Here is a 21,565-nt window from a genome sequence, read left to right as displayed (position 1 = left end):
CCTGAAGCTCTTCCCATGATGTTGAGTGGGAGAACTTCAGGTCTTGCCTAGAAAACTAGTTACACGCCTGTGCTGCTGTTGTAAGTCCTCGTACGCGGGAAAGTCAAACAGATCGTGCAGTCTTAATAGGTAAGTGTGATGGCAATAGCAGAATGGAGGGCTTAGCCTGACAGCGCCGATGAATCTCAGGCATGTTGCATAAAATAGGGGGCTTTTTAACCGATTATAGAAAACAGAACGAGATAAACTCGCCGAGTGCAAATGGGTAAGCGAGAGGCGAAAAGCACGTAGGATTTCTGGTCGTATAGGGAAGTCACCCGTTTGCACAGACGATAGGTTGGCGTACGTCATTTTTAGGTAGTTGATTGTTTTTTATTAAAAATATACACCGTTAGGATTTGTTGTTATGACTGATAATTTGCTTTCTCACCTTTCGAACACATTACGTTCAGAGGCTTCCTTCGAGGGGCTCGTTCGCCAGTTATTAGTTATGCTGGAACTGGTCACCGATCTGGAATCGACCTACCTGACGCAGGTTGACACCGAAGCGGGTTTTCAAAATATCCTGTTTGCTCACAACACGAAAACGCTCAATATTCCTGAAGGGATCTCGGTTCCGTGGCATGACACGCTGTGCAAACGTGCGCTGGACGAAGGGCAAAGTTACACGCCTAACGTGGCCGAATGTTGGGGGGATTCTGAGGCGGCGCAAGCGTTGGGCATTATGACCTATGCCAGTACGCCAGTGCGCATGGAAGACGGGCAGTTATATGGCACCCTCTGCGCTGCAAGCTCCGACCATAAACCGCTGACAACCAAGGGTGAACAGATCCTGAGTTTATTCGCGCAGCTTATTGCTCAGCAGGTGCAAAAAGAGTGGCTGGTGCAGCAATTGACGGCCGCGAATGCCGCATTACATGAATATTCTTACACCGATTCACTGACCGGATTGCTTAATCGCCGCGGCGTGTTTTACTCGCTGGAAGCGCTGTTTTCTCAGGCCGAGAATGACCATCAGCAGGCGCTCATTGTATTCATTGACCTCGATGGCTTTAAGAAAATTAACGACCAGTTTGGCCACGAAGCTGGCGATATCTTCTTGCAAGAGGTGGGGCAGCGTTTGCTGGCGTGGGGGAACCCGGGGGATGTTGTCGGGCGTCTCGGTGGCGATGAATTTGTTTTTGCCCGTATGGTCAACGTTGCGCCTGGAGAGAATGATCGCGTGATTGCTTCCTTCAGAGACGACATTACGCCTTTGTTGCAGGGGAGCTATTCTCTCGGTAAGGCCAGTTCGCTCGGTACGGTCAATATTGACTATTTGGGTGCAAGCATCGGGATTGTCACGGCAGCTCCTTCCGTCGAGGAGCCTGATGGCGTGATTCGCCGGGCTGATGCTGCAATGTACGCCAATAAAATCACGCGAAAAAAAGATCAAACCCGCGCTTTTGGCGTCATCACAGCACAACCGTAAATGCCTGTGCAGGTGTAATTATCAGGCATCTTTGGTGGCATCCAGAGTGAGTTTGCCATCTTCTAAATGAAGTTTGGTGGAGGAAAGAAGTTCAAACAGGCGGTTGAACGGATCGGCGTCTTTGCCTGATTCCCCAGTCATAAAGTTGAAGTCCATTTCTATCAGGTACTTCAGACGTGGTACATAGCCTTCCGGTGCCTGCGCTTGTTCGATTAATGGCAGACTCTCATGGTGATCTAACACCATTTTGAAAAATTCGGTTTGTTTAAACTCGCCGCGACTCCACTCCAGTTTGCTTTGTGCTATGGCCATCGTGCGCCACACTTGCTCCTGGTCATAAGCCTCGCTCCAGGCCGCGCGCCGCTCATTCACCGTAAAGGTTCCGCTGTCGTCATAGGTAATCAGCGCCAACTGTTCACGAGACAGGCCTTTGAAGGGGTTACTTCCTTGACCATTGGTATACGCTGTAGCTTGTTTCGCTCTGGCTAATCGCTCGGGGTCATCGCTATTGGGGACTTCCGCATCGTGGGTTTTTCTGTTGTTGGCGTAATTCACTCCGAGAATTTCATTATGCGCACTTTTGGCTTTGGCCGCCAATGCATTGCGATCGTTTGTTGCATCTCTGGCTTCGGCCCTGACGGCGGCGTCGCTGAGCTGTTTTGCCAGCGTTGTAATGCCGATATTTTTTTTATTTGAATAACCATCAGACACTGTAGACGCGGACTGTGTGCCTTCGGATACGTTTTCCTGCTTTTTTATCGAGCGACTGTCATTGGTGGACTGCGCATCTGCCACCGTACTTTTTGAAAGGCCATTGAAGTTAATCATTCGTTCTTCTCACTCGTTGTGATTAAGGGGTAAGTAACGACTCATGTTGCTTACCTCTATTCATAAAAAATGTCTGAGTGGTTGCTCAGCTATTTTTCAATACGGGTGTTATCTCATGGTAATTTCTACATCTGAGTCGTGAGTATTGACGTTGGCATACGTCACCCTCAGGTCACAGCGTGCGCCGTTGCTAGGCGTGGTGCTCTTAGTCCATTGGGGGATTTTATTTCCCAACACATACTTCACAGTATACGTCATATCAAACTGGCAAACTTTGGCCCCAACTTTGTAACGAACATGCATTGAACCGACGTCACTGATTGGATTGGAGATCGTATATTGATTTGAATTCCCAGATTTGACGAATTCACTCGGTGTAGGTGACGCATTCGCCTGTGAAAAAACTTCTGCTGTCGTCGTTGGCGAAAAAATGGCATCCGGAGCGCTTGATGCACCAAGATTTTTAAAGGTGACATTAAATTTCGGGCCCGCATTAGCAGCTGCTGATGCAAAAAGGGCTGTCATGAACAGCGAAGACAACAGAATATTGCTTGATTTCATTTGAAAAAACTCCATGTATTTTCATCTGCGACTACAGTCTTTTTATTCTTTCTATCCTGCTACGTGGAATACGACGCTGTGTGCTGTAGCCATAAACGCAGGCAGACCACGTGATTTGATAATAAATCGGCATTATATAAAAAATGTTTAAGTATTTATGGTTATTTTAATAACGCTTTATAGACTTTGAACGTATATTTTCTTCTCGCTCTTAATTTACTCATGCTAATAATAATCATGATAACTATTAAGTTACATGTTCTGCTCATCCAGAATGGGATGGTTGTGTTAGACGAACCGCTATAGACAGATTTCATTTACTGAATGAGATAATCAGCTAATACCCATGTGGCTATGCTTTCCTGATTAGTGATCGAGTCGGATAAACAAAGTGGTGAAATCGATGGTTGCCGTTGATAAGCCTGCATTACGGCATGAATGGCTATTTTTAATAATCGAAGGATAGGTAGGGTACAGGGGCGCTTGTTAAGTCATAAGACATCCAGCGCCTTTTTTTAATGAGTAGGGTACTAAAGGTATATCTTAAATAATCCGCGCTGCGGGGGGAACGATATTACCAGCCGCAGACGTTAGTGTCTTCATCCGCATCGTAGCCACGTACGATATTAACCAGATCTTTTACTGCTTCAGCTGAAATCGTCTTGTCTTTTAATTCTTCGGCCGTGGCGAGATCTTTATCAACGGACACGCCATTATTATTATTCGTGATTGTCAGCAAGAACCCTTTTTTATTCTCATTGGCTGCAGGCAGCTCGTTGAGTAATTCCACGACTGCACCTGCGGCGAAATCTGGCACATAAAAAGCCATCGGTTTAAGATGAATTTTTTCTGATTTTTTATTATTTTCGCGGTTCAACAGTGTTAATGAATAGCCTTTATTTTCACTTGTCATTATGTTTCCCTCAACCTTCTATCAAAATTTTTGGATCGACATAAAAGTCCACGTTGAATAGCGTATCATCAGATAACGCTTCTATTCTGTGCCATTTTTCTGGCGGGAATACGCCAAATTGTCCGGCTTCAATAGTCAGCGTTTCGACGGGTTCAGGACTTGTCTCATCCGCGTAGCCATAATAACGAATCGTCCCTTGCATCACGCACAAGCGTGGGTAGACGCCTTGCCGCGTCCCTGCATCTAAATGGCGCTTCCAGATAGATGGCGGGGCTGTTTCTTTTGTCCAGAAAGGCGTTGTTCGGGTATGAACATAATTCGCGGGTATAACAATTCGTTGCATGTTTAGACCTCATGTTTTACTCAGCCACATTGCAGGGCGGGAAGGAAAAAAACATATGGTGTATATCATATACCTCTTTTAATGTTTGTGAATTACTTTCTGCTAATTAATTTTTTATAATACCGCGACACTTTGCGGAAAGACCGTGTTTTCAGGGATGAACGTTTCTCTTTTTGGTTATTTATCTCACCTGATTGGAAGTGAGATAAAATAACACTAAGGAATAGTTACATTAAGTTATTTTTTTGTATTCCCCTTATTAGGGGCTAAAATAACTTCATTGGTACTCAATTAGGGTTATTGTTAAAAATAAACCAAAAGAGTAAAAATGAAAAAATACAACGCCACTCGATGATGAGGTTTGAACTCAAATGAAAAAGAACGTAAAACTCAGTTCGTTTTATTATGGTTTCCCCGTTTTCCTTGTTACGACGACGGATAAGAACAACGGAAGTATCAATGTTGCTTCTGTATCGTCGTCAATTTCTCTCGGAGATAAAATTATTATCGGTGTCACAAAAGGAAGTAAGACCTGCAGTAATTTATTATCCGGATCTGATGTTGTGATTAATATTCCTGATTACAAACTGTGGGAGAAAGTTGAAGCGCTGGGTAAATTGACTGGGAGCAATACGCTGTCTGAAGGTCAGATTAAATGGGGCGTTCAGGTATGCCACGATAAATTCGCCAAAGTCGGCCTTCATACTGAATCTTCCAGCGATATTACGTCACCTCGGGTGATTGAATGTCCTATTCAGGCGGAATGTAAAACCGTCAGTACGACAGACAAAGGTCGTTTTATTCTCATCGAGCTGGACATTGTAAATGTCTGGGTGGATAGCGAGCTATTAGGAGCGAATGATGTTGTTGATTCGTCAAAATGGAAGCCCCTGATCTATAATTTTCGTGAATACGATACGACGGGTGATGCATTAGGCTTTAATTTTAAATACGGCCATTAATAACATCGAGAATAACCATTTATCGGATAACCATTTATCTGGCGATACAGCTGGCGTTAAAAAACGGAGTACACCAATCCAAAGTTGGTGGCTGGCGATGAACCTTTTTATTATTAGGTTTGGTAATCGTTTAGACGACCATCCCACTAAAATGATAATTACACGAAACTATTTACAACGTCTATTGGTGGGTCGTGCAGGGTTCGAACCTGCGACCAATTGATTAAGAGTCAACTGCTCTACCAGCTGAGCTAACGACCCAACGGGGAGGATTATTCTCCTCCCTGAGACATCTGTCAAACACTTCATATTAATTTTTAATACGCGATAATCATATTGTTAGCGATCGGTCAATTTGCTAACCTGCTCAGCCTATTTTATCTAGCCTCTCATTGTTTTATACCCCTTCATTTTAGGGTGAAAAGTATACAACACCGTTTTACATCATTATCTGTCCTCTTTATGCTTGGCTATCTCAGACATCCGCTGTAATAAGTATCGCAGTTGCGTTATCTTATTTATTTAGATTTTTGCAAACGAGAGCCGTCAAAGAGCTCAAAAAACATCACAGACAGAAACAGGAATGTGTACTTAAATGGTCGAAAAATCAAAAGAAGCCGCAGGTCCCGCCCCCGAACAAGGAGAGGGACTGCAACGGAATCTGACTAATCGTCATATTCAGCTCATTGCCATCGGTGGAGCGATCGGTACCGGGTTATTTATGGGCTCGGGCAAAACAATCAGCATGGCGGGTCCTTCGATCATCTTTGTTTATATGATCATTGGTTTTATGCTGTTTTTTGTCATGCGCGCTATGGGGGAGCTACTGCTTTCCAATCTCAATTATAAATCATTCAGTGACTTCGCGGCCGACCTGCTCGGGCCATGGGCGGGTTTCTTCACCGGCTGGACTTACTGGTTCTGCTGGGTTGTAACCGGAATTGCCGATGTTGTAGCCATTAGCGCCTATTCTCAATTCTGGTTCCCCGATTTATCTCAGTGGGTCTCTTCACTGCTTTGCGTCCTACTATTACTTACGCTGAATTTGGCAACGGTGAAGCTGTTTGGTGAGATGGAATTCTGGTTCGCGATGATAAAAATTGTTGCTATCGTTGCGTTAATCGTAGTCGGTGTGGCGCTGGTGATGATGCAATTTTCGTCTCCATCAGGAAACGTTGCCTCTTTTACTAACCTCTGGAATGATGGCGGCATGTTCCCTAAAGGGATAAGCGGTTTCTTTGCCGGATTCCAGATAGCGGTATTCGCGTTTGTCGGCATCGAACTGGTTGGTACGACTGCTGCTGAAACTAAAAACCCGAAAGTCGTGTTGCCCCGCGCGATTAACGCCATCCCGATTCGCATCATCATGTTTTATGTTTTTGCGTTAATCATGATTATGTCCGTCACCCCGTGGAGTGCAATTACTGCGGACCGTAGCCCTTTCGTGGAAATGTTCGTTCTGGTTGGTCTACCTGCGGCTGCCAGTATGATCAACTTTGTTGTCCTGACGTCTGCGGCATCCTCGGCTAACAGCGGCGTGTTTTCAACCAGCCGTATGCTCTTTGGTCTGGCAAAACAAGGTGATGCGCCGAAAAGCTTCGGTATGCTTTCTAAACGTGCGGTTCCTTCGACTGGGTTGATGTTTTCCTGTATTTGTTTGCTTTCTGGTGTGGTGTTGATCTACTTGATTCCTAACGTGATGACGGTCTTTACGCTGGTGACCACCGTTTCCGCGATTTTATTCATGTTCATATGGAGCATTATCCTATGCTCTTACCTGACATACCGTAAAAAACGGCCTCAGCTACATGCCGAGTCATCCTATAAAATGCCGTTGGGTATTTTCATGTGCTGGATATGTCTGGCCTTTTTTGTTTTTGTTATTGTATTGTTAACATTACAGCCAGATACACGACAGGCGCTTATTGTTACGCCGCTGTGGTTTATTGTTCTGGCTATTGCTTATCAATTTATTCGTCGGAAAAAGCGGACTGTCGACGTGACGTAAAACGTATAAACGCAAGAAAGGCGCGGACACCGTCGGCGCCTTCAACTTTTTTTTTCTGCAAAATCACGCATAGCACAAGTATTCTCTATTATATTATTGGATATAAACAATTTTCGATTTGGTATGCGAAAGTTAATATAATGTAGTCGCCATTGATATAAAGGTTATTCTCGTAATGAAACGGTTGTGATTCGATTGATGTTTTTTGCCAATAGTTCGAATGCTAAGTAGTTGTGTTCATCTTTCCGATGCGAAGCATCAGCAACCACACCTTCTATTTTTTTGTTTAACTCATTGATTTTACTGTCATCAAGTGTTGAAACAATAGCGGAAATCAGCATCTCTAACGATTCAATCTTCGCATTAAGCGCTTTTTCTCCAACTTCTTTTTCTGCCAGCTTTATTAAAAGATGAGAGAGGATATTATTCATTTGAACTCCTTAATCAAAAAAATAACCGTCATACACCCATAAGGCAATACCTGTTCTTGGTGCACAGGATTAGAGAAAGCATAACGAAGATTAATGTAACACTGTGAATGGCCTGACCGCTAGTGTCTATTGCCATTTTAAGGAAATCATACTCACACGCCAGTAATAAAATGAAGGTGCAGATAAATAAATCAAATAAATAAAAAAAATAAAAAGCCTTTTTATTTTAAAGGGCGAAATTTCTGTTTGAGGAAGAACGATAATACTATGAATTGTGATGCCCTTCACAAAAATAATAAATGGCACTGTTTTGATAGAATGTCTGGCAAGAAAGTCTGAACAGGAGCCAGCCATAAGAAAATGGCTGGCTCTATGGCTGGCGCCTACGCACTCATTGATTGCCGTGTGCCACTCACTGCATCCTTTGCCTGTTCGCACTGTAACAATATCGTCTGTGCATGAGAATAAAGAATTTTTCCCGCCTCGGTGGGTGTAACACCACGCCGACTTCGTACCAGCAGCTGTTTTTCAAGCTCACTCTCCAGCGTCGCGACCTGCTGGCTCAGCGCCGGTTGTGCAATGTGCAACAACTCAGCAGCCTGTGTCAGGCTACCGATATCAACGATTTTCACAAAATATTTGAGCCGTCTAAGATTCATGTCTGCCTCCTGAATAGTTACCCTAAAGAGGTAGCAAAAAACGCGCCATATTATATTTTCTACCTAAGAAAAAGTGATACCTTGTTGATAAATGACGGGTAAAATAAGGAAAAACAATGATTCAGCTAAGCAATAACTCCCATTTTGTATGGGGAATTCGTTATCAAACCAATGTTAGTCTGCACCACCTTAAAGCAATCCTTGCTATTTTAGGGTGCAAGTCTGCCCGCTGCTTAGCGCATTTCATTGTTTTCCGTGCTTAACTTGGGCAATAATTTCAACATGTTGGTTATTAGTTCGGCAATCAAACGCACCAAGCGATAACAGCCTTTGACAACCTGAAACGCTCCCGCTATCATCCACCGCACTTAACCGATTCCTCTGTAGTTCAGTCGGTAGAACGGCGGACTGTTAATCCGTATGTCACTGGTTCGAGTCCAGTCAGAGGAGCCAATTTAGAGAATCCCGCTTAAGGTAACTTAAGCGGGATTTTTGTTTTTATCATTTTATTCAATGCCTTCACGTGCAAAAGTATTTCCGGTACACATTCCGTCTGTATCCCGCATTGGGAGAATATGGTGGTCAGATTTGGGGTCACGTTGGTTCGATGACGGGATGACCCCCAAATGTCTCTTAACGACTCAAAAATCCGCAATTTAAAATCATCCGCGAAACCCTTCAATGTTTCCGATTCTCACGGTCTGTATCTTCACGTTAAACTTACTTATGTTATGCCGAACAACAAAACCAAAACCGCGCTCATCAGGCTGTTTGACAGTATCAGGACGGTGGTAAGGAACGGAATTTCGATTCCGTTTGATGCGAAAAACCGGGAGATGTTTCTCTTCCGAACGATAAACGAACTTGAACAGGCTCCCATCAACCACGATTAAAGGCATGCCTGTTTAACCGCATAGAAAGAAACGTCAGAACCCGTCGATGAGGAAGTCTATTGCCGCCTTTACCTGAGTGCGGTACTGCGAAGCATCACAAAACACCGCCCCCAGTGCCTGGACAGGGATACTTGCCAGTTCGTGGGTCATTACGGCGTATTCTTTGCCATCCGTCAGCCTGACGACGGGGATAAGGCGATCCGGTCGGCGGCCTGCCGGATACTTTTCAATAGGGAGCAATGGGATCACTATCCGACGATTCAATTGCCCGATAATATCGCTCGTGACATCGAGCAACAGCGGGTAAACGACGCTTTTCCCGGTATTACCGTATACAGTGAATTGCATGGTTAAAACGCCCTGTATTCATCGCTGAAACACCCCTGCTCATCATGAAAATGATTTAGTGCTGCGAGAGCCTCCCTGTTTTCTTCCTGCCATTTTTTCGCTTCATGATAGCGAAGCTCTGCATCCAGGGCGGTTGTCAGGGTAGCACTCAGATTAATACCCGCTTCACGCGCTCTTACCAGTAAGGCACGCTCTACTGTCATGGTCACGCTCTGCGTGTTGCGCTGTTTCGCGGTCATGGTTTCTCTCCTGCATGAAATACGTGCAAATTACACGGCATAATACACTTATCATAACACCAAAAACAGGCTAGGCTACCGTTGCAGTCCAGCAAACTTCACAGTCAGTCGTCATACCTGAGCCGTCGTTTACAGCAATTACCGCTGTACAAACGCCGTTTGCGGGATGCGTGGGCTCTTTGCCGCCCGCACCCGCAGCCTGCAAATTTTCCGGGCATCAGATGCCCGGAAAATTTGCAGGGAAATTTAAACATCTGTCACCTTCCCTACCCCATATAAGGGTAAAGCCGCACTCCTTTGCGGCTTATCATCTTCAACTCAAATCTTACCCATCAGATAACAATGCGCTTTTGAGGCGGTGCTGGCCGCTTTGAAAACATAGCGCTTGTCGTTTTTCAGCGCCTGGAGCCATGAGGCAATATAGTTTTCATGCTGCACCTCTCCAACAATCCCCAAATCTGCCATCAGAAAAGCACTTCCCAGCTCAGCCACTAATTCCTCCTCCGCATAATCTGCACTGCCAAATTTCCCTTTCATTTCACGGTTAAGCCGTTTTTTACCACCACTCCAGTGAACCAGCTCATGCAAGCCAGTAGCGTAGAAATTAGCTGCATCTGAAAACAGATGGCGCTCTGGTAGCCAGACTTCATCGGTTGAGGGGCTGAAAAAGGCGTTTTGTCCTTTCTCAATGATGGTTGCGCCGCTCTTCTGGAACAGATTTTCAGCCTCCGGCAACAGGCCAAAGGTTGCTTCCGGGCTGACGGTTTCAGTTGTCAGAGGCAAGCCGTCAATTTGCTGAACGTTAAACACGTTGAAAGTTTTCAGCATCGGGATCTGGTCGATTTTTCCGTCTTCATTTTCTTTCTCTAAGGTTGTGTCGAAAATGGCTGTCGTGCCGTGCTCGCCTTTGCGAACCTGCCCACCTACTGCCTGTGCTTGTTTGTAGGTCATCCAGCGTGAATCATCGAAGCCCTGTTCTGACGCTCTGCACCACAACAGCATGATATTCATTCCGCTATACGCGATACCGGTTGCGAAGTTGGAAGGCAACCCAGACATACCCGGCACTCGTTGCCACGGGCAAGACCACGGTTTTACACCGGCTTCAAGTGCTGCAATGATGTTGTCGGTGACGGTCTGATAAATATCTATTCTGGATTTGGAAAATTTCGTTTTTGAGGAGCCTGGCTGCTCCAGCAGTGAAGTGGGTTTGGAAACTGAATAGCTGTATTAGATCAGGCCCGAGTTATGAATTAGTAGTATGGCCTACCCCTATCCCTCAAAGTTACTCACTTATCTGCGTGTACACTATTTCTGGATAAGATCACTTTATAAATCTAAGTCTTATTGAGCGACTATGGAATAAGAATGAAAGATAAAATAATATTAGCAGTCGATCATAATCCTGTGAACTCTTGCTACAGTGCCGGTGCCTGATTATATTCCATTTTGTCTGGTGAAAACGAAAGCAACATTTCTTTAATAAAATTAAATAACCTCTTCCTTTTCATAAAACCTAGTGGCGTGCCTAAATTACCGATTTTAGAAAAGGCGGGGATTTTATCAGTCATCACAAATTTTAAACAAAAAGAAATTACAAATATTGATACATTCATTTGTAAGAAAATAAACAAAAATTTATTTATTTTTATTTTACTAGATCATTATTATATTACTTGCAGCGATAAATACCTAAAAAAACATTACTCCCACGATCTTTGTTTGATATATGGATGTAATTTAGAACAGCGTTATTTTCATGCATCCGACAACTTTCAAAAATGGAAAATACGCTCACTTTAAAATACCTTTTGACGAGTTAAAAAGCTCACAAGAAAACATTAAAATGAAGGACGGCAAGACATCATTAATCGCCTTCAATAGTCGTTGCGCAAATAACTCCGTTGATGATTTTAATAGTAAAACTTATAACATCATTAATGATTACATTATCAGTGATTGCCAAAATATATTACAAATGAATGATAGCTTTATCGCTGATAATGTCTTTGGTTTTCATCCTGCGAAAACATCTCTATGCAATGAGAGGGAACAGTGTATTTTGGGTATGAATGTTTATACCGAAATGCTAAGGAGAGTAACGTACTATCATAAAAAAACCATTGATATTAGACCTTTTCATCTTTTATGGAATAATAAGGAAGTCGTTCAATTACTATTGAATTATCTTATTAGAAACCAAAATATAAACGAACTTAAGCAGTTAATACCACTTAGCAAAATCATTGTTCAATACGCGTTCTTGAATCGACAGATGGCTATTAAATATAATATTACGTCTAATTCCTCTCTGCTTATAAAGATAGCTAATAACTTAGTTAAAATGAAAAATGCCGAACAAAAACTTCTTGATTCAATTATTAAACGACTTTATTGAATAAAATTAATTTTTCGAGATTATAGAAACAGAGCATGTATTTTTCTTCTCGTTCAATAGTGAAGACATGGCTAAAGTGAGTAAATTATCAAGCAAGAGGTTGGCTTTTCATAGCACTTGCTATCTCTGAAAAAGAGTAATTTTGAGTAACAAACACCGGAACAGATTTGCTTTGAATTCTGCGCTGAAATATCCTCTTTTCATTAGTAATCTATATTGTTCTGCGATGAGTACATCGCCTTTGTTTAGGTGGCCAAATTTAGTACGTCACTACAATAATGCCCCAAGGGAATGGTAAAGGATGGCACCAAAGCAGGCGCACTGTATTCGGATACAGGATAAGCCCATTACGTTGGTGACAGCAGCAAATGTTCTATTTATTTATCAATAGATTAGAGGCGCATACCAGCGAGCAAAACACTTACGGTAGTAGTAATAACTACATTATTAGTAAAAGCCGCGAAGTGGGGCGCTGACTGGAAAAAACAAGAAATTCCTGTTACTACTTATTCGCAATGGCTGAATCCGATAGAGTTGCTGTGGCTATCATTACACGAAACCATAACACGTAATACAGTTTCGTGTTCCCAGGCCCTATGCTTCAATAATTTTAGTATTTAAAATCTTTCGCAGCTATGACTGCGATAAAAATGGCTGGTAATCTTTACGGAAAATAAAAAGGTGGTCATTCCGGTGGCCTTGACAGGAAGTGGATTTTTCTTTAGCCTAAATAGTAACCATTTACTGGCAAAGGCGATCCCAGTCAGAGGAGCCAAATTTATGTTCTTATGCATCCTTGCGAATTGCTATCTATTCTAGATTCAACAGATTAGTGTGAGAATGTTCCCCGATGTATTATTACTTTCCTCCTCCGTATCGGGCGAATTTAGTGGCCAGATTTAGGATCTTTCCGATTCAATAAAGAGGGTATATATTTCCCTTAACGACAAAAAAATTTGCACCTTAAAACTTTCTGTTACCTCATAAAACTGCCCGGTTCTCACGATCTGTATCTTCGTGTTAAGCCGACAGGTTCGTGCCTCTGGTATTTCAGATAGTATTTCGGTTGCCAAGAAACCTGCATTGGGCACGTGTCTGTTAATTAATCTGTCTGAAGTGCGTCAAAAGTGCGATGTACTTCGCAAAGAATCAACACAGGACATATCAACCCGGTGCAGCAGCACATCGCTGAAAAAGCCGCTCACCCCTGAAAAATATTTTAAAACCGTCGCACTTGATTGGTGTGGCAGCAACAATCCATGGCTCGGAAAACTACGCCGCCCGACGGCTTGCCTGCATGAACAACCATATATTTCCGGCAATTGGCACCATGCTCGTGGCGGAGTTAAAAACGCAGCATTTCACTGTTTTACCCTATGCGTCAGGCGTTTTTTCCACCTCCGTACGCTATTCCTCTGGATTCTTCCTCAACGTCTGGCGATAAACTCGATATCTGTTCATTCATCATGTCTACCGCTTTTCCTATTGTTGATACAAAGATGTCGTTTTCCGTTGACGAGATTTTTGATATAACTTAATGATTTTATGATAAAAATAGAGTTGATAAGTGCTTCGGGAAGTGCGAATGGTGTCCCCGACTGGAATCGAACCAGTAACTAGCCCTTAGGAGGGGCTTGTTATATCCGTTTAACTACGGGGACGTGAAGCCCAACCATTATACGCATTTTTGCTCTGAGAATAAGCACTTAACGGCGTGTTTGCTCAAAGTATCGGCAATCAGCGTTGCTGCCGATGTTCTTCTCCCTCATTTCCTTGCACCTTCTGGCGTTTTCCGTGGGATGAACTGCTCATGTTGTTGCGGAGTTGTGTGTGGCTGATGAGTGCAAAAATAAAGATGCCGCCGATAATATTCCTTGCCAGCGTGGGCAGAGCAAACGACCAAATGAAGTCCTGCCAAAGTATGTGACCAATGAACACAAGATAGAAAATCTCTGAGGCACTGGGCATGATGTAGGCGGTGTAACTGAAAGCAATCATCTAGGTCATGATGACGATAACTCACAATAAGGTAAGGGCAGCCAAGACTGTACCCATCAGGTTACCAGCCAGCACGACGAACCATAATCGACCAAGCCGATAGATATTGCGGTGCGTGGGCTGGAAGCACTGCCGTGAATGAGATTCCCCATAGAGCTCCCTGCTGCAACGTCCTTTTCTTTCTTTTGCTGACTTTGCCTGGATTCTGAAGATGGATTCATAGCGATTCTTTCGATGAGAGGGGCGGTTGGCGCCTTGGCTGAGGTGGAAAGGTAAGTACCGATTCCTCCGATAATAAGCGCCGTCAGTTTTTACAACACGGTATGGCGTGGCGTGATTCACTGATTTCGGTTGGCAGCGCTATGCTGTGAGAGGAATAAGAAAATACCGTGCCGTCGCCCACGCGGGCTCGCGTGCTGCAACGATGCCTCGAGTTGCCCCCCATAAAAAAATTGGCAACCCTCTGAAAATGCACTAATACGTAAGCCAACGTAGCGATGGGGCCATAAAATGTTACACTATTGACCGATATCCCGTCCTTGTCGCTCAGCCTGATAGGCTGGGGCTGATACTGAGAATACCTATTTTCGGTCGCGGGTATATGCCCTAAATAATTCGCGTTACGAGCCGGTGGTAAGTGAAGGGTGCCCGGTGAGCTTACTCAAGTAAGTGATTTGGGTGAGTGATCAGCCAGAGGCAGATTTGAGCGCTGCTTGCTGCGACCCTAATGGGGCGAGGTGTATGCAAGTGTGCCGAATAGCGTAACCAACGCACATGCAATGTGAAGTATGACGGGTATAGCACACTATAAATCAGGGAGAACAGATATGAATTACCGCCTGAGTGGGGTGGTGTTTGCCAGCGTGTTACTGATCGGCTGCGCCAGTTCCGGGGATCGAGCTCAAGAAGGACGTTCTGATCCGCTTGAAGGCTTTAACCGTACCATGTTCAGCTTTAACTATGACGTTCTGGATCCTTATCTGGTGCGTCCTGCAGCTGTGGCCTGGCGTGATTATGTGCCGACGCCCGCGCGTAACGGACTGGGCAACTTCTTCAGCAACCTGGAAGAACCTGCAACGATGGTGAACTACTTCGTTGAAGGCAAGCCGTATAAAGCGATGATTCACTTTAACCGCTTCTTCCTGAACACCTTGCTCGGGATGGGCGGCTTGATTGACGTGGCCTCAATGGCGAATCCGAAACTGGCGAAAGAAGAGTCTCGCCGCTTTGGTAGCACATTGGGTCATTATGACGTGGGCTACGGGCCTTATGTGGTGGTGCCGGGCTACGGTAGCGTGACACCTCGTGAAGACGGCGGTGGCGTAGTGGATACGCTGTATCCGATGCTGAGCTATCTGACGTTCTGGATGTCCGCGGGTAAATGGGCTATCGAAGGGATAGAAACGCGAGCACAGTTGTTGGATTCCGACGGGTTGTTGCGTAACTCTTCCGATCCTTACCTGATGGTGCGTGAAGCCTACTTCCAACGGCACGATTTCCTTGCCAGTGACGGGCAACTCACCCCACAGAAGAACCCGAATGCGGCAGCAATTGAAGACTCGCTCGACGAGATTGATTCAGCGAAATAGTGCTGTATCGCTCATTTTACAGGCACCTGCGGGTGCCTTTTGCTTTTATAAAACACTGCTAAACTTATTTTTACCCTACTGATTCTGTGGTTTGTTTCTTAAAAGTTATTACTTTGTTGTCCATTTATTTACTTACTAAAATTTATTTCCTTTCGTCAGATAACAATAATGCAACGTCGTTAACTGCTACTGATGTCCATCATGGCTGAAATGTGTCAGCACGCTGATTTTTTTGTTAGCAAGGTGATTAACAAAAAGGTCATAAAAATGACGCCGTTGACTGATGGTGGTGCGGTCGTGTGTTAATGAATGTCTGGAATCCTATTTACCTGCACTGATAAAAATAGAGATATAAGCATGAAAAAACTACTTGCTATGTTCTTCTGCCTGAGCGTGGTGGTTAGCGCCCCACAGGCGATGGCTGAAGAGGCTAAAACGACAGAGAAGGCAACGGATGTGGTACTGATCGGCGGGGGCATTATGAGCGCTACGCTGGGCGTGTATTTACAAGAGCTGCAACCAGATTGGTCTATCGATATGGTTGAGCGTATGGATAATGTGGCGGAAGAGAGTTCTAACGGCTGGAATAATGCCGGTACGGGCCACTCTGCTTTCATGGAACTCAACTACACGCCGGATAATCCCGACGGCCCAATCAATATCAGCAAAGCGCTGGAAATTACCGAAGCGTTTGAAGTCTCACGCCAGTTTTGGTCCTATCAGGTGAAAAACGGCGTGCTGAATAATCCGCACTCCTTCATTAACAGTGTGCCGCACATCAGCTTTGTCTGGGGTGACGAGAACACAGCCTTCCTGAAGCATCGTTATGATGCGATGCAGCACAGCACACTGTACCGTGGCATGGAGTTCTCTGACGATCCCAATACGATCAAAGAGTGGGCACCGTTGGTGATGGAAGGTCGCGATCCGGCTCAGAAGATTGCGGCGACCCGTATGCCTATCGGTACCGACGTGAACTACGGTGAAATCACGCGTCAGCTGGTTAGCGCAATGAAAGCCAAGCCCAACTTTGCGCTGCACCTGAATTCAGAAGTGCGTGATATCAAACGTAACGTGGACAACACCTGGAGCGTGACTTACGCCGATCTCAAGAACGGCGAGAAAGAGAGCGTGATTAAGGCGAAGTTCGTCTTTATCGGTGCAGGTGGGGCGGCGCTGCCGCTGTTGCAGAAATCCGGTATTCCTGAGGCCGATCTGTACGGTGGTTTCCCGGTTGGTGGGGAATTCCTGGTAACAGAAAACCCGGAAATCGTGAAACGCCACATGGCAAAAGTGTACGGTAAAGCCTCCGTTGGTGCGCCACCGATGTCCGTTCCTCATCTGGATACCCGTATTTTTGATGGTAAACCCGTGCTGCTCTTCGGGCCATTTGCCACCTTCTCTAGCAAATTCCTGAAAAACGGTTCGCTGTGGGATCTGATTGGTTCCGTGACCTTCTCCAACGTGGTGCCGATGACGCACGTGGGTTTGGATAACTTCGATCTGGTGAAATATCTGGTCGGTCAGGTCATGATGGATGACGACGATCGTTTCGCTTCGTTGCAGGAATACTTCCCGAACGCGAAGAAAGAAGACTGGAAACTGGCGATTGCCGGCCAGCGCGTTCAGGTTATCAAGAAAGATGATGACAAAGGCGGCGTACTGAAGCTGGGTACAGAAATTGTCAGTTCGCAGGATGGTTCGATTGCGGCACTATTGGGGGCTTCTCCGGGCGCGTCTACTGCCGCGCCGATTATGCTGAGCCTGCTGGAAAAAGTGTTTAAAGATAAAGTGGCGACGCCGGAATGGCAGAACAAGCTGAAAGAGATTGTTCCGTCTTATGGTCAGAAGCTGGACGGTAATATTGAAATGACCAATAAAATCCGCAGTTATACCAGCAGTACGCTGGATCTGGACTATATTGAGGTTAAGCCTGAGTAATCGGTATTAACCGGAGCACACAATGTAAGGCCGCGTAAGCGGCCTTTTTTCATGCCGACTCAAGAATCGTAACTCGTCGGACTACGATAAGGAAAAATAAATTTTATCAATCCTTTAGATATAGTAACGCTCTGTCGAATTTTTCGAAATAAGTGATGTATTACATGACTTCCAGCCAGTGGATTATGTGGCTTAGGCTATCTCATAGCTAAAACCTGCCTGTATCCAGAATTACTCATTCACCACCACACATTTTTTTAACATTAAAAAAATAAATTTTGTCTGTTGCTTTTTTTTGAAAATGGCTCTAAAACTTAAATTACCTCTTTTTGGGGTAGTGTTTTATCTTCTCAAAAACCAACGTTATTATATTCTTTAAGGATAGCGATTATGCCAAGTAAAGGTGTGGATTTTGGTGTTTATGTTAATGGTCTTGGTCTTGGTGTATTAGGATTAAAATATGATGCAGGAAGTAAAAATCCTGATTTTAGAAAAGAATTTTTTGCAAACGATTTGTTTCAATTTAATCAACTTGAAGTCAATACAGATTTACCTTTCCATGTGACAGGATCGTTTTCTTGGGTTATTGGCAGTGCGCCTCCCCATAGTCGCAAAGCTGAAATAAATGGTCTCACTGGCAATATGAGTGGAGACTTTGAAGACATGATGAAAACGCCTTCAATAATAAATAGAACGTCTGCAATATCTTATGGTTTCTACGATGCAGGTTCTGGTTCTTCTGGCTTAACTAATAGGGATCAGACTTATGTGTATCTGACAGTTAATATGAATAATTGGATGGGGAGAGCCGCAGAAAAAAATCCAAGTTTTAAATCATCACCATTTTACAATTTTGCATTGGCTGGCTCTCATGATTCAGGCTCTTTCGATTTAAAAGCCTTGGATAAAATACTTAATAACAGCGCTCTGTTAACTGCATTTTTAGGTTTTTTGGCGCCTTTTTTCGGTGTGACTATTCCAGTTTTAGTGGCTTTAGGGCTGCCAAAAATTAGACGATTACTAATAAAGCTTGCTGTTACGCAAAAAGATGATATAGCGACCCAGCTAAATTTAGGATGCCGTTATTTTGATTTTAGGCCAGGAAAACTTCCCTCCCCATTCAACTCTGTAGCGCCTGATTTCTATCATATTCATTCAATTATACCGGGATACTCCCTGAATGATTTCCTGACTGACATATTCGGATGGCTTGAAAAGAATCCAACTGAGATTGTTGTAGTCAGCTTGAACGGACAGGGTTTCTCTGACTCAATAATACCACCAACAAAAGAACAGTTAGAATCAATTGTATCCACGGTAAATGATAGGTTCAAAAGTATAAAAATAGGGAATTCATCAGATCTAGGTGAGAGCTATGATGGCCTTATTTCTGTAAATAAACGATTAATTTTCCTAAATCAAATTGCAGACTGGAATGTAGCACCAAAATATGATTCATACAGCGATGCTGATTACAGCACATTAAACCCAGAAAATATTATTAATGCGCTAAAACGCATCAAACCAACGCCTCCAGCAGGAGACGCCTATACCGTTCTTCAACTTCAGGATACGGCAACTAGTGCAATTAGCATACCAGCGTATATCTCTGAATTCCTCTCCCTCAGCGATGCGTCTTCTGTGTTAATGTCAACAAAATTAAATTTTGATAAAGCAACTTATCCGTGGGTATCAAGTAATGCTGCCAAAATAGCACCTAAAAAATTACCATTAATTTTCCTAAATGATTTTGTTGATAATGCACTGGCATTTATTGCATCAAATGTAACATTACAGCGCATTGAACAGAGTAAAGAATATTTCACTATTGAATCTGTGAACTTCGAAAATGTATTTTTACGAATAGATGGTTCGGGAAGTAACCAACAAAATTCTGCAGGATTCGGCACCGTTAATGCACAGTATGGGCCTCCTGGAGAGTATGAGAAATTTTCAATTGAAACGGGTGAGAATAATATTAGCCGAATACGTTCCTTAGCGTTTCCTAATGTTTATTTACGTCTGGATGGAAATAATGTAAACGAAAATATTTATTCAGGATCTGGGATTGTTAATTGCCAATATACTCCTCCCGGCCCTTGGGATAGATTTTATATAGAAAAAAATAGTGAAGAAAACTTTACTATTAGATCAGTGCAGTTTCCGGATGTTTATTTACGTTTGGATGGATCAAATATAGACAAATTCAATCCTAATGGTGCTGGGGTTGTAAATGGCCAATATACTCCTCCAGGCCCTTGGGAAATTTTTAAAATTAAAAAATTTAGTGATAACCAATAGTTGCATCTTGAGACTGACACGGGTCTTTTGAGGTTCTTTGCCTTGTTATATTAGGGCAATAAAAAAGCAGGTAAGTTGACTTACCTGCTTTATCACGTTCTGAGTAGTAGAGAGTAGAGCGTGTATATTTATTTAGAACGCATAGTTAAAGTTCACGCCGTACAGCCAGGCTTTACCTTTAGAGCTGAAGTTGTAACTTGGAGAACCTGCTCTATCAGAGATAGGTTCGCTAATATCAACTTGCTTACCATGCATATAAGATACGCCAACATCAACAGACGCATCTTTATTGAAGGCATAGGTCGTGCCCGCGCTCAACCAGAAACGGTCCTGATCGGGGATAGAGATAGAACGTTTGTCGGCCGGTACTGGGCTGTCATCAAACGCGATACCGCTACGGAACGTCCAGTTATCGTCATAATAGTAGGTGGTGCCGAGTGCGATACGGTAGGCATCACGGAAGCCTTCCTCTTTCTGGAACAGCGTGTTGCCACTGTTACCTGTCGCTTTCAGCTCCTGGAAATGGCTCCAACTGGTGTAGGTCAGGCTGTAGTGAACCGCCCATTTCGGCGCTACACGGTGGTAGGCAGACGCTTCCCACATTTCTGGCAGATTAAGTGTTAATTGACCTGGTACTGTTGCGCCATTGAGGGCACCAGGTCCAGCGGACCGTTGGTTACTGTAATCGCCATTGAAATCGATATCGACTTTGGAACGATAGGTCAGGCCGACGCGGTTGTTTTCATCGATTTCGTACAGGATACCGGCATTCCAACCGTAGCCCCATTCTTTGCCTTCCAGACGAGCCATCTCTGAAGACGGACCAGCAACGGCACCCTGAGCGCCACCCGCACCGGCAGGGACATTAGCCAGTTCACCAGCGCGCCGAATAAATTTGGCATCGGCATAAACGGCGTTAACCCCTAAACCAAAACTGAAATGTTGGTTCAGGCGATACGCGGCGCTCAGGTTCAGGTTTGACGTCAACAGGTCGGTTTCTCCGCCGATAGAACCTGCTGCATAGTTATCATTAAATTTAGTTGCCAGACCATAGTTAGTGGTGGCGGAAGCACCAATCGCCCACTGTTCATTCAGCGGCATGATGAAATGCAGGTTCGGTACCCAGGCGTGTGGCGCGATATTTTTGGCGCTGGTATCTTGCCCAGTCAGGGAGTTTTTCCCCTGAACATCGATATCTGGGTTGATATAGGTGACACCACCGGAGAATGACGGGCGGTCAAACATGGTCATGGTCGCTGGGTTACGGCTACCGGAGGTCGCATTATCAGCGACGGCACCTTCACCAGAAAACGCACGTCCCAGACCCGATGATGAGTATTCATTTAGCTGGAAACCAGCTGCGGACACATTTGCTGAAAACAGGGCCACCGCAACAGCAATTGTGGATTGTTTGAACAGGTTTTTCTGGTTCATGACCAAAACCTCTTTATATGCTTGTTATTTAACGTTGTTACACGAGGTAACAAGGGACGCGCATTGTAGGGGGCGCACTCAGCCTGACAAATCAGACCAGTTGCCAAAGTATAAGTTGGGAATACAATAATGTTGCATTTGTGTATTCGAAATATTTCTAGAATGATGCAAAATTTAGATCTGCTTAACGTTTTGGTTAATTTATGTGAAGAGATATAACTCAATTTTACTGCCGCATAACACCATAA

General features: G+C 44.1%; 16 protein-coding genes, 3 tRNA genes and 3 pseudogenes. 9 read left to right on the top strand and 13 right to left on the bottom strand.

The window, feature by feature from the left end; translation table 11 throughout:
- The first annotated feature begins 406 nt into the window (after nucleotides 1-406).
- Nucleotides 407-1,471 (top strand): sensor domain-containing diguanylate cyclase, encoded by a 1,065-nt coding sequence (locus JFY74_14380; protein ID QQG27280.1) that lies wholly within the window; start codon nucleotides 407-409, stop codon nucleotides 1,469-1,471.
- 21 nt (nucleotides 1,472-1,492) lie between these two features.
- Here the strand turns inward: JFY74_14380 and JFY74_14375 are convergent, their stop codons facing one another.
- From JFY74_14375 to JFY74_14360, 4 genes are all read right to left on the bottom strand, one after another.
- Entirely contained in the window at nucleotides 1,493-2,299 is an 807-nt protein-coding gene (locus JFY74_14375; GenBank protein ID QQG27279.1) for a hypothetical protein, read from the bottom strand.
- Between the two features lie 108 nt (nucleotides 2,300-2,407).
- Nucleotides 2,408-2,860 carry a hypothetical protein gene (locus JFY74_14370; GenBank protein QQG27278.1) on the bottom strand — a complete coding sequence of 151 codons (453 nt, stop codon included), beginning with the start codon at nucleotides 2,858-2,860 and terminating at the stop codon, nucleotides 2,408-2,410.
- A 574-nt stretch (nucleotides 2,861-3,434) separates the two neighbouring features.
- On the bottom strand, nucleotides 3,435-3,773 hold the full coding sequence (locus JFY74_14365; protein ID QQG27277.1) for a DUF1869 domain-containing protein: 339 nt from the start codon (nucleotides 3,771-3,773) through the stop codon (nucleotides 3,435-3,437).
- Between the two features lie 10 nt (nucleotides 3,774-3,783).
- A complete protein-coding gene (locus tag JFY74_14360; GenBank protein ID QQG27276.1) occupies nucleotides 3,784-4,116 on the bottom strand; it encodes a DUF1971 domain-containing protein in 333 nt (110 codons plus the stop codon).
- Between the two features lie 371 nt (nucleotides 4,117-4,487).
- Here JFY74_14360 and JFY74_14355 point away from each other — a divergent pair, with 371 nt between their 5' ends.
- Complete coding sequence (locus JFY74_14355) at nucleotides 4,488-5,078, top strand: flavin reductase family protein (GenBank protein QQG27275.1); 591 nt, start codon at nucleotides 4,488-4,490, stop codon at nucleotides 5,076-5,078.
- Nucleotides 5,079-5,263: 185 nt separating this feature from the next.
- On the opposite strand, the gene JFY74_14350 is transcribed toward JFY74_14355, so the two are convergent.
- Nucleotides 5,264-5,339 (bottom strand) — tRNA-Lys (locus tag JFY74_14350).
- Nucleotides 5,340-5,673: 334 nt separating this feature from the next.
- On the opposite strand from JFY74_14350, the gene cycA reads away from it, so the two are divergent.
- A complete protein-coding gene (cycA, locus tag JFY74_14345) occupies nucleotides 5,674-7,086 on the top strand; it encodes a D-serine/D-alanine/glycine transporter (GenBank protein ID QQG27274.1) in 1,413 nt (470 codons plus the stop codon).
- 164 nt (nucleotides 7,087-7,250) lie between these two features.
- On the opposite strand, the gene iraP is transcribed toward cycA, so the two are convergent.
- Together iraP and JFY74_14335 are read right to left on the bottom strand one after the other, a co-directional pair.
- Nucleotides 7,251-7,517: an anti-adapter protein IraP gene (iraP, locus tag JFY74_14340; protein ID QQG27273.1), complete on the bottom strand. Its 267-nt coding sequence runs from the start codon at nucleotides 7,515-7,517 to the stop codon at nucleotides 7,251-7,253.
- 410 nt (nucleotides 7,518-7,927) lie between these two features.
- Nucleotides 7,928-8,176: pseudogene (locus JFY74_14335) on the bottom strand (LysR family transcriptional regulator).
- Between the two features lie 377 nt (nucleotides 8,177-8,553).
- On the opposite strand from JFY74_14335, the gene JFY74_14330 reads away from it, so the two are divergent.
- Nucleotides 8,554-8,629, top strand: a tRNA-Asn gene (locus JFY74_14330).
- A 473-nt stretch (nucleotides 8,630-9,102) separates the two neighbouring features.
- Here JFY74_14330 and JFY74_14325 read toward each other — a convergent pair.
- From JFY74_14325 to JFY74_14315, 3 genes and pseudogenes are all read right to left on the bottom strand, one after another.
- Nucleotides 9,103-9,417, bottom strand: a complete 315-nt coding sequence (locus JFY74_14325; protein QQG27272.1) for a CcdB family protein — start codon at nucleotides 9,415-9,417, stop codon at nucleotides 9,103-9,105.
- 2 nt (nucleotides 9,418-9,419) lie between these two features.
- Entirely contained in the window at nucleotides 9,420-9,656 is a 237-nt protein-coding gene (locus JFY74_14320; GenBank protein ID QQG27271.1) for a type II toxin-antitoxin system CcdA family antitoxin, read from the bottom strand.
- Between the two features lie 318 nt (nucleotides 9,657-9,974).
- A pseudogene (locus JFY74_14315) lies at nucleotides 9,975-10,841 on the bottom strand (DUF1738 domain-containing protein).
- 574 nt (nucleotides 10,842-11,415) lie between these two features.
- Here JFY74_14315 and JFY74_14310 point away from each other — a divergent pair.
- Both JFY74_14310 and JFY74_14305 read left to right on the top strand, forming a co-directional pair.
- Nucleotides 11,416-12,054: a hypothetical protein gene (locus tag JFY74_14310; GenBank protein ID QQG27270.1), complete on the top strand. Its 639-nt coding sequence runs from the start codon at nucleotides 11,416-11,418 to the stop codon at nucleotides 12,052-12,054.
- Nucleotides 12,055-13,351: 1,297 nt separating this feature from the next.
- Nucleotides 13,352-13,498, top strand: a complete 147-nt coding sequence (locus JFY74_14305) for a hypothetical protein (protein QQG27269.1) — start codon at nucleotides 13,352-13,354, stop codon at nucleotides 13,496-13,498.
- Between the two features lie 142 nt (nucleotides 13,499-13,640).
- On the opposite strand, the gene JFY74_14300 is transcribed toward JFY74_14305, so the two are convergent.
- Both JFY74_14300 and JFY74_14295 read right to left on the bottom strand, forming a co-directional pair.
- Nucleotides 13,641-13,715, bottom strand: a tRNA-Arg gene (locus JFY74_14300).
- Between the two features lie 76 nt (nucleotides 13,716-13,791).
- Nucleotides 13,792-14,175: pseudogene (locus JFY74_14295) on the bottom strand (hypothetical protein).
- 704 nt (nucleotides 14,176-14,879) lie between these two features.
- Here JFY74_14295 and mlaA point away from each other — a divergent pair.
- The 3 genes from mlaA to JFY74_14280 all read left to right on the top strand — a co-directional run bounded on the left by mlaA (nucleotide 14,880) and on the right by JFY74_14280 (nucleotide 19,883).
- Entirely contained in the window at nucleotides 14,880-15,641 is a 762-nt protein-coding gene (gene mlaA, locus JFY74_14290; GenBank protein QQG27268.1) for a phospholipid-binding lipoprotein MlaA, read from the top strand.
- Nucleotides 15,642-15,998: 357 nt separating this feature from the next.
- Entirely contained in the window at nucleotides 15,999-17,582 is a 1,584-nt protein-coding gene (gene mqo, locus JFY74_14285; protein ID QQG27267.1) for a malate dehydrogenase (quinone), read from the top strand.
- 390 nt (nucleotides 17,583-17,972) lie between these two features.
- A complete protein-coding gene (locus JFY74_14280) occupies nucleotides 17,973-19,883 on the top strand; it encodes a hypothetical protein (protein ID QQG27266.1) in 1,911 nt (636 codons plus the stop codon).
- A gap of 132 nt (nucleotides 19,884-20,015) precedes the next feature.
- Here the strand turns inward: JFY74_14280 and fadL are convergent, their stop codons facing one another.
- Nucleotides 20,016-21,317: a long-chain fatty acid transporter FadL gene (fadL, locus tag JFY74_14275; protein ID QQG27265.1), complete on the bottom strand. Its 1,302-nt coding sequence runs from the start codon at nucleotides 21,315-21,317 to the stop codon at nucleotides 20,016-20,018.
- Nucleotides 21,318-21,565 lie beyond the last annotated feature (248 nt).

It is taken from the genome of Pectobacterium carotovorum (assembly GCA_016415585.1).
In the GTDB taxonomy this organism is placed as follows: Bacteria; Pseudomonadota; Gammaproteobacteria; order Enterobacterales; family Enterobacteriaceae; genus Pectobacterium; species Pectobacterium carotovorum_K.
The sequence above is the reverse complement of the archived record's forward strand: the minus strand, read 5'-3'. Positions and strand labels throughout refer to the sequence as shown.

Coding starts and splice junctions, on each gene's coding strand:
- JFY74_14380 (QQG27280.1), top strand. CDS start 407: ATGACTGATAATTTGCTTTCTCACCTTTCGAACACATTACGTTCAGAG.
- JFY74_14375 (QQG27279.1), bottom strand. CDS start 2,299: ATGATTAACTTCAATGGCCTTTCAAAAAGTACGGTGGCAGATGCGCAG.
- JFY74_14370 (QQG27278.1), bottom strand. CDS start 2,860: ATGAAATCAAGCAATATTCTGTTGTCTTCGCTGTTCATGACAGCCCTT.
- JFY74_14365 (QQG27277.1), bottom strand. CDS start 3,773: ATGACAAGTGAAAATAAAGGCTATTCATTAACACTGTTGAACCGCGAA.
- JFY74_14360 (QQG27276.1), bottom strand. CDS start 4,116: ATGCAACGAATTGTTATACCCGCGAATTATGTTCATACCCGAACAACG.
- JFY74_14355 (QQG27275.1), top strand. CDS start 4,488: ATGAAAAAGAACGTAAAACTCAGTTCGTTTTATTATGGTTTCCCCGTT.
- cycA (QQG27274.1), top strand. CDS start 5,674: ATGGTCGAAAAATCAAAAGAAGCCGCAGGTCCCGCCCCCGAACAAGGA.
- iraP (QQG27273.1), bottom strand. CDS start 7,517: ATGAATAATATCCTCTCTCATCTTTTAATAAAGCTGGCAGAAAAAGAA.
- JFY74_14325 (QQG27272.1), bottom strand. CDS start 9,417: ATGCAATTCACTGTATACGGTAATACCGGGAAAAGCGTCGTTTACCCG.
- JFY74_14320 (QQG27271.1), bottom strand. CDS start 9,656: ATGACCGCGAAACAGCGCAACACGCAGAGCGTGACCATGACAGTAGAG.
- JFY74_14310 (QQG27270.1), top strand. CDS start 11,416: ATGCATCCGACAACTTTCAAAAATGGAAAATACGCTCACTTTAAAATA.
- JFY74_14305 (QQG27269.1), top strand. CDS start 13,352: ATGAACAACCATATATTTCCGGCAATTGGCACCATGCTCGTGGCGGAG.
- mlaA (QQG27268.1), top strand. CDS start 14,880: ATGAATTACCGCCTGAGTGGGGTGGTGTTTGCCAGCGTGTTACTGATC.
- mqo (QQG27267.1), top strand. CDS start 15,999: ATGAAAAAACTACTTGCTATGTTCTTCTGCCTGAGCGTGGTGGTTAGC.
- JFY74_14280 (QQG27266.1), top strand. CDS start 17,973: ATGCCAAGTAAAGGTGTGGATTTTGGTGTTTATGTTAATGGTCTTGGT.
- fadL (QQG27265.1), bottom strand. CDS start 21,317: ATGAACCAGAAAAACCTGTTCAAACAATCCACAATTGCTGTTGCGGTG.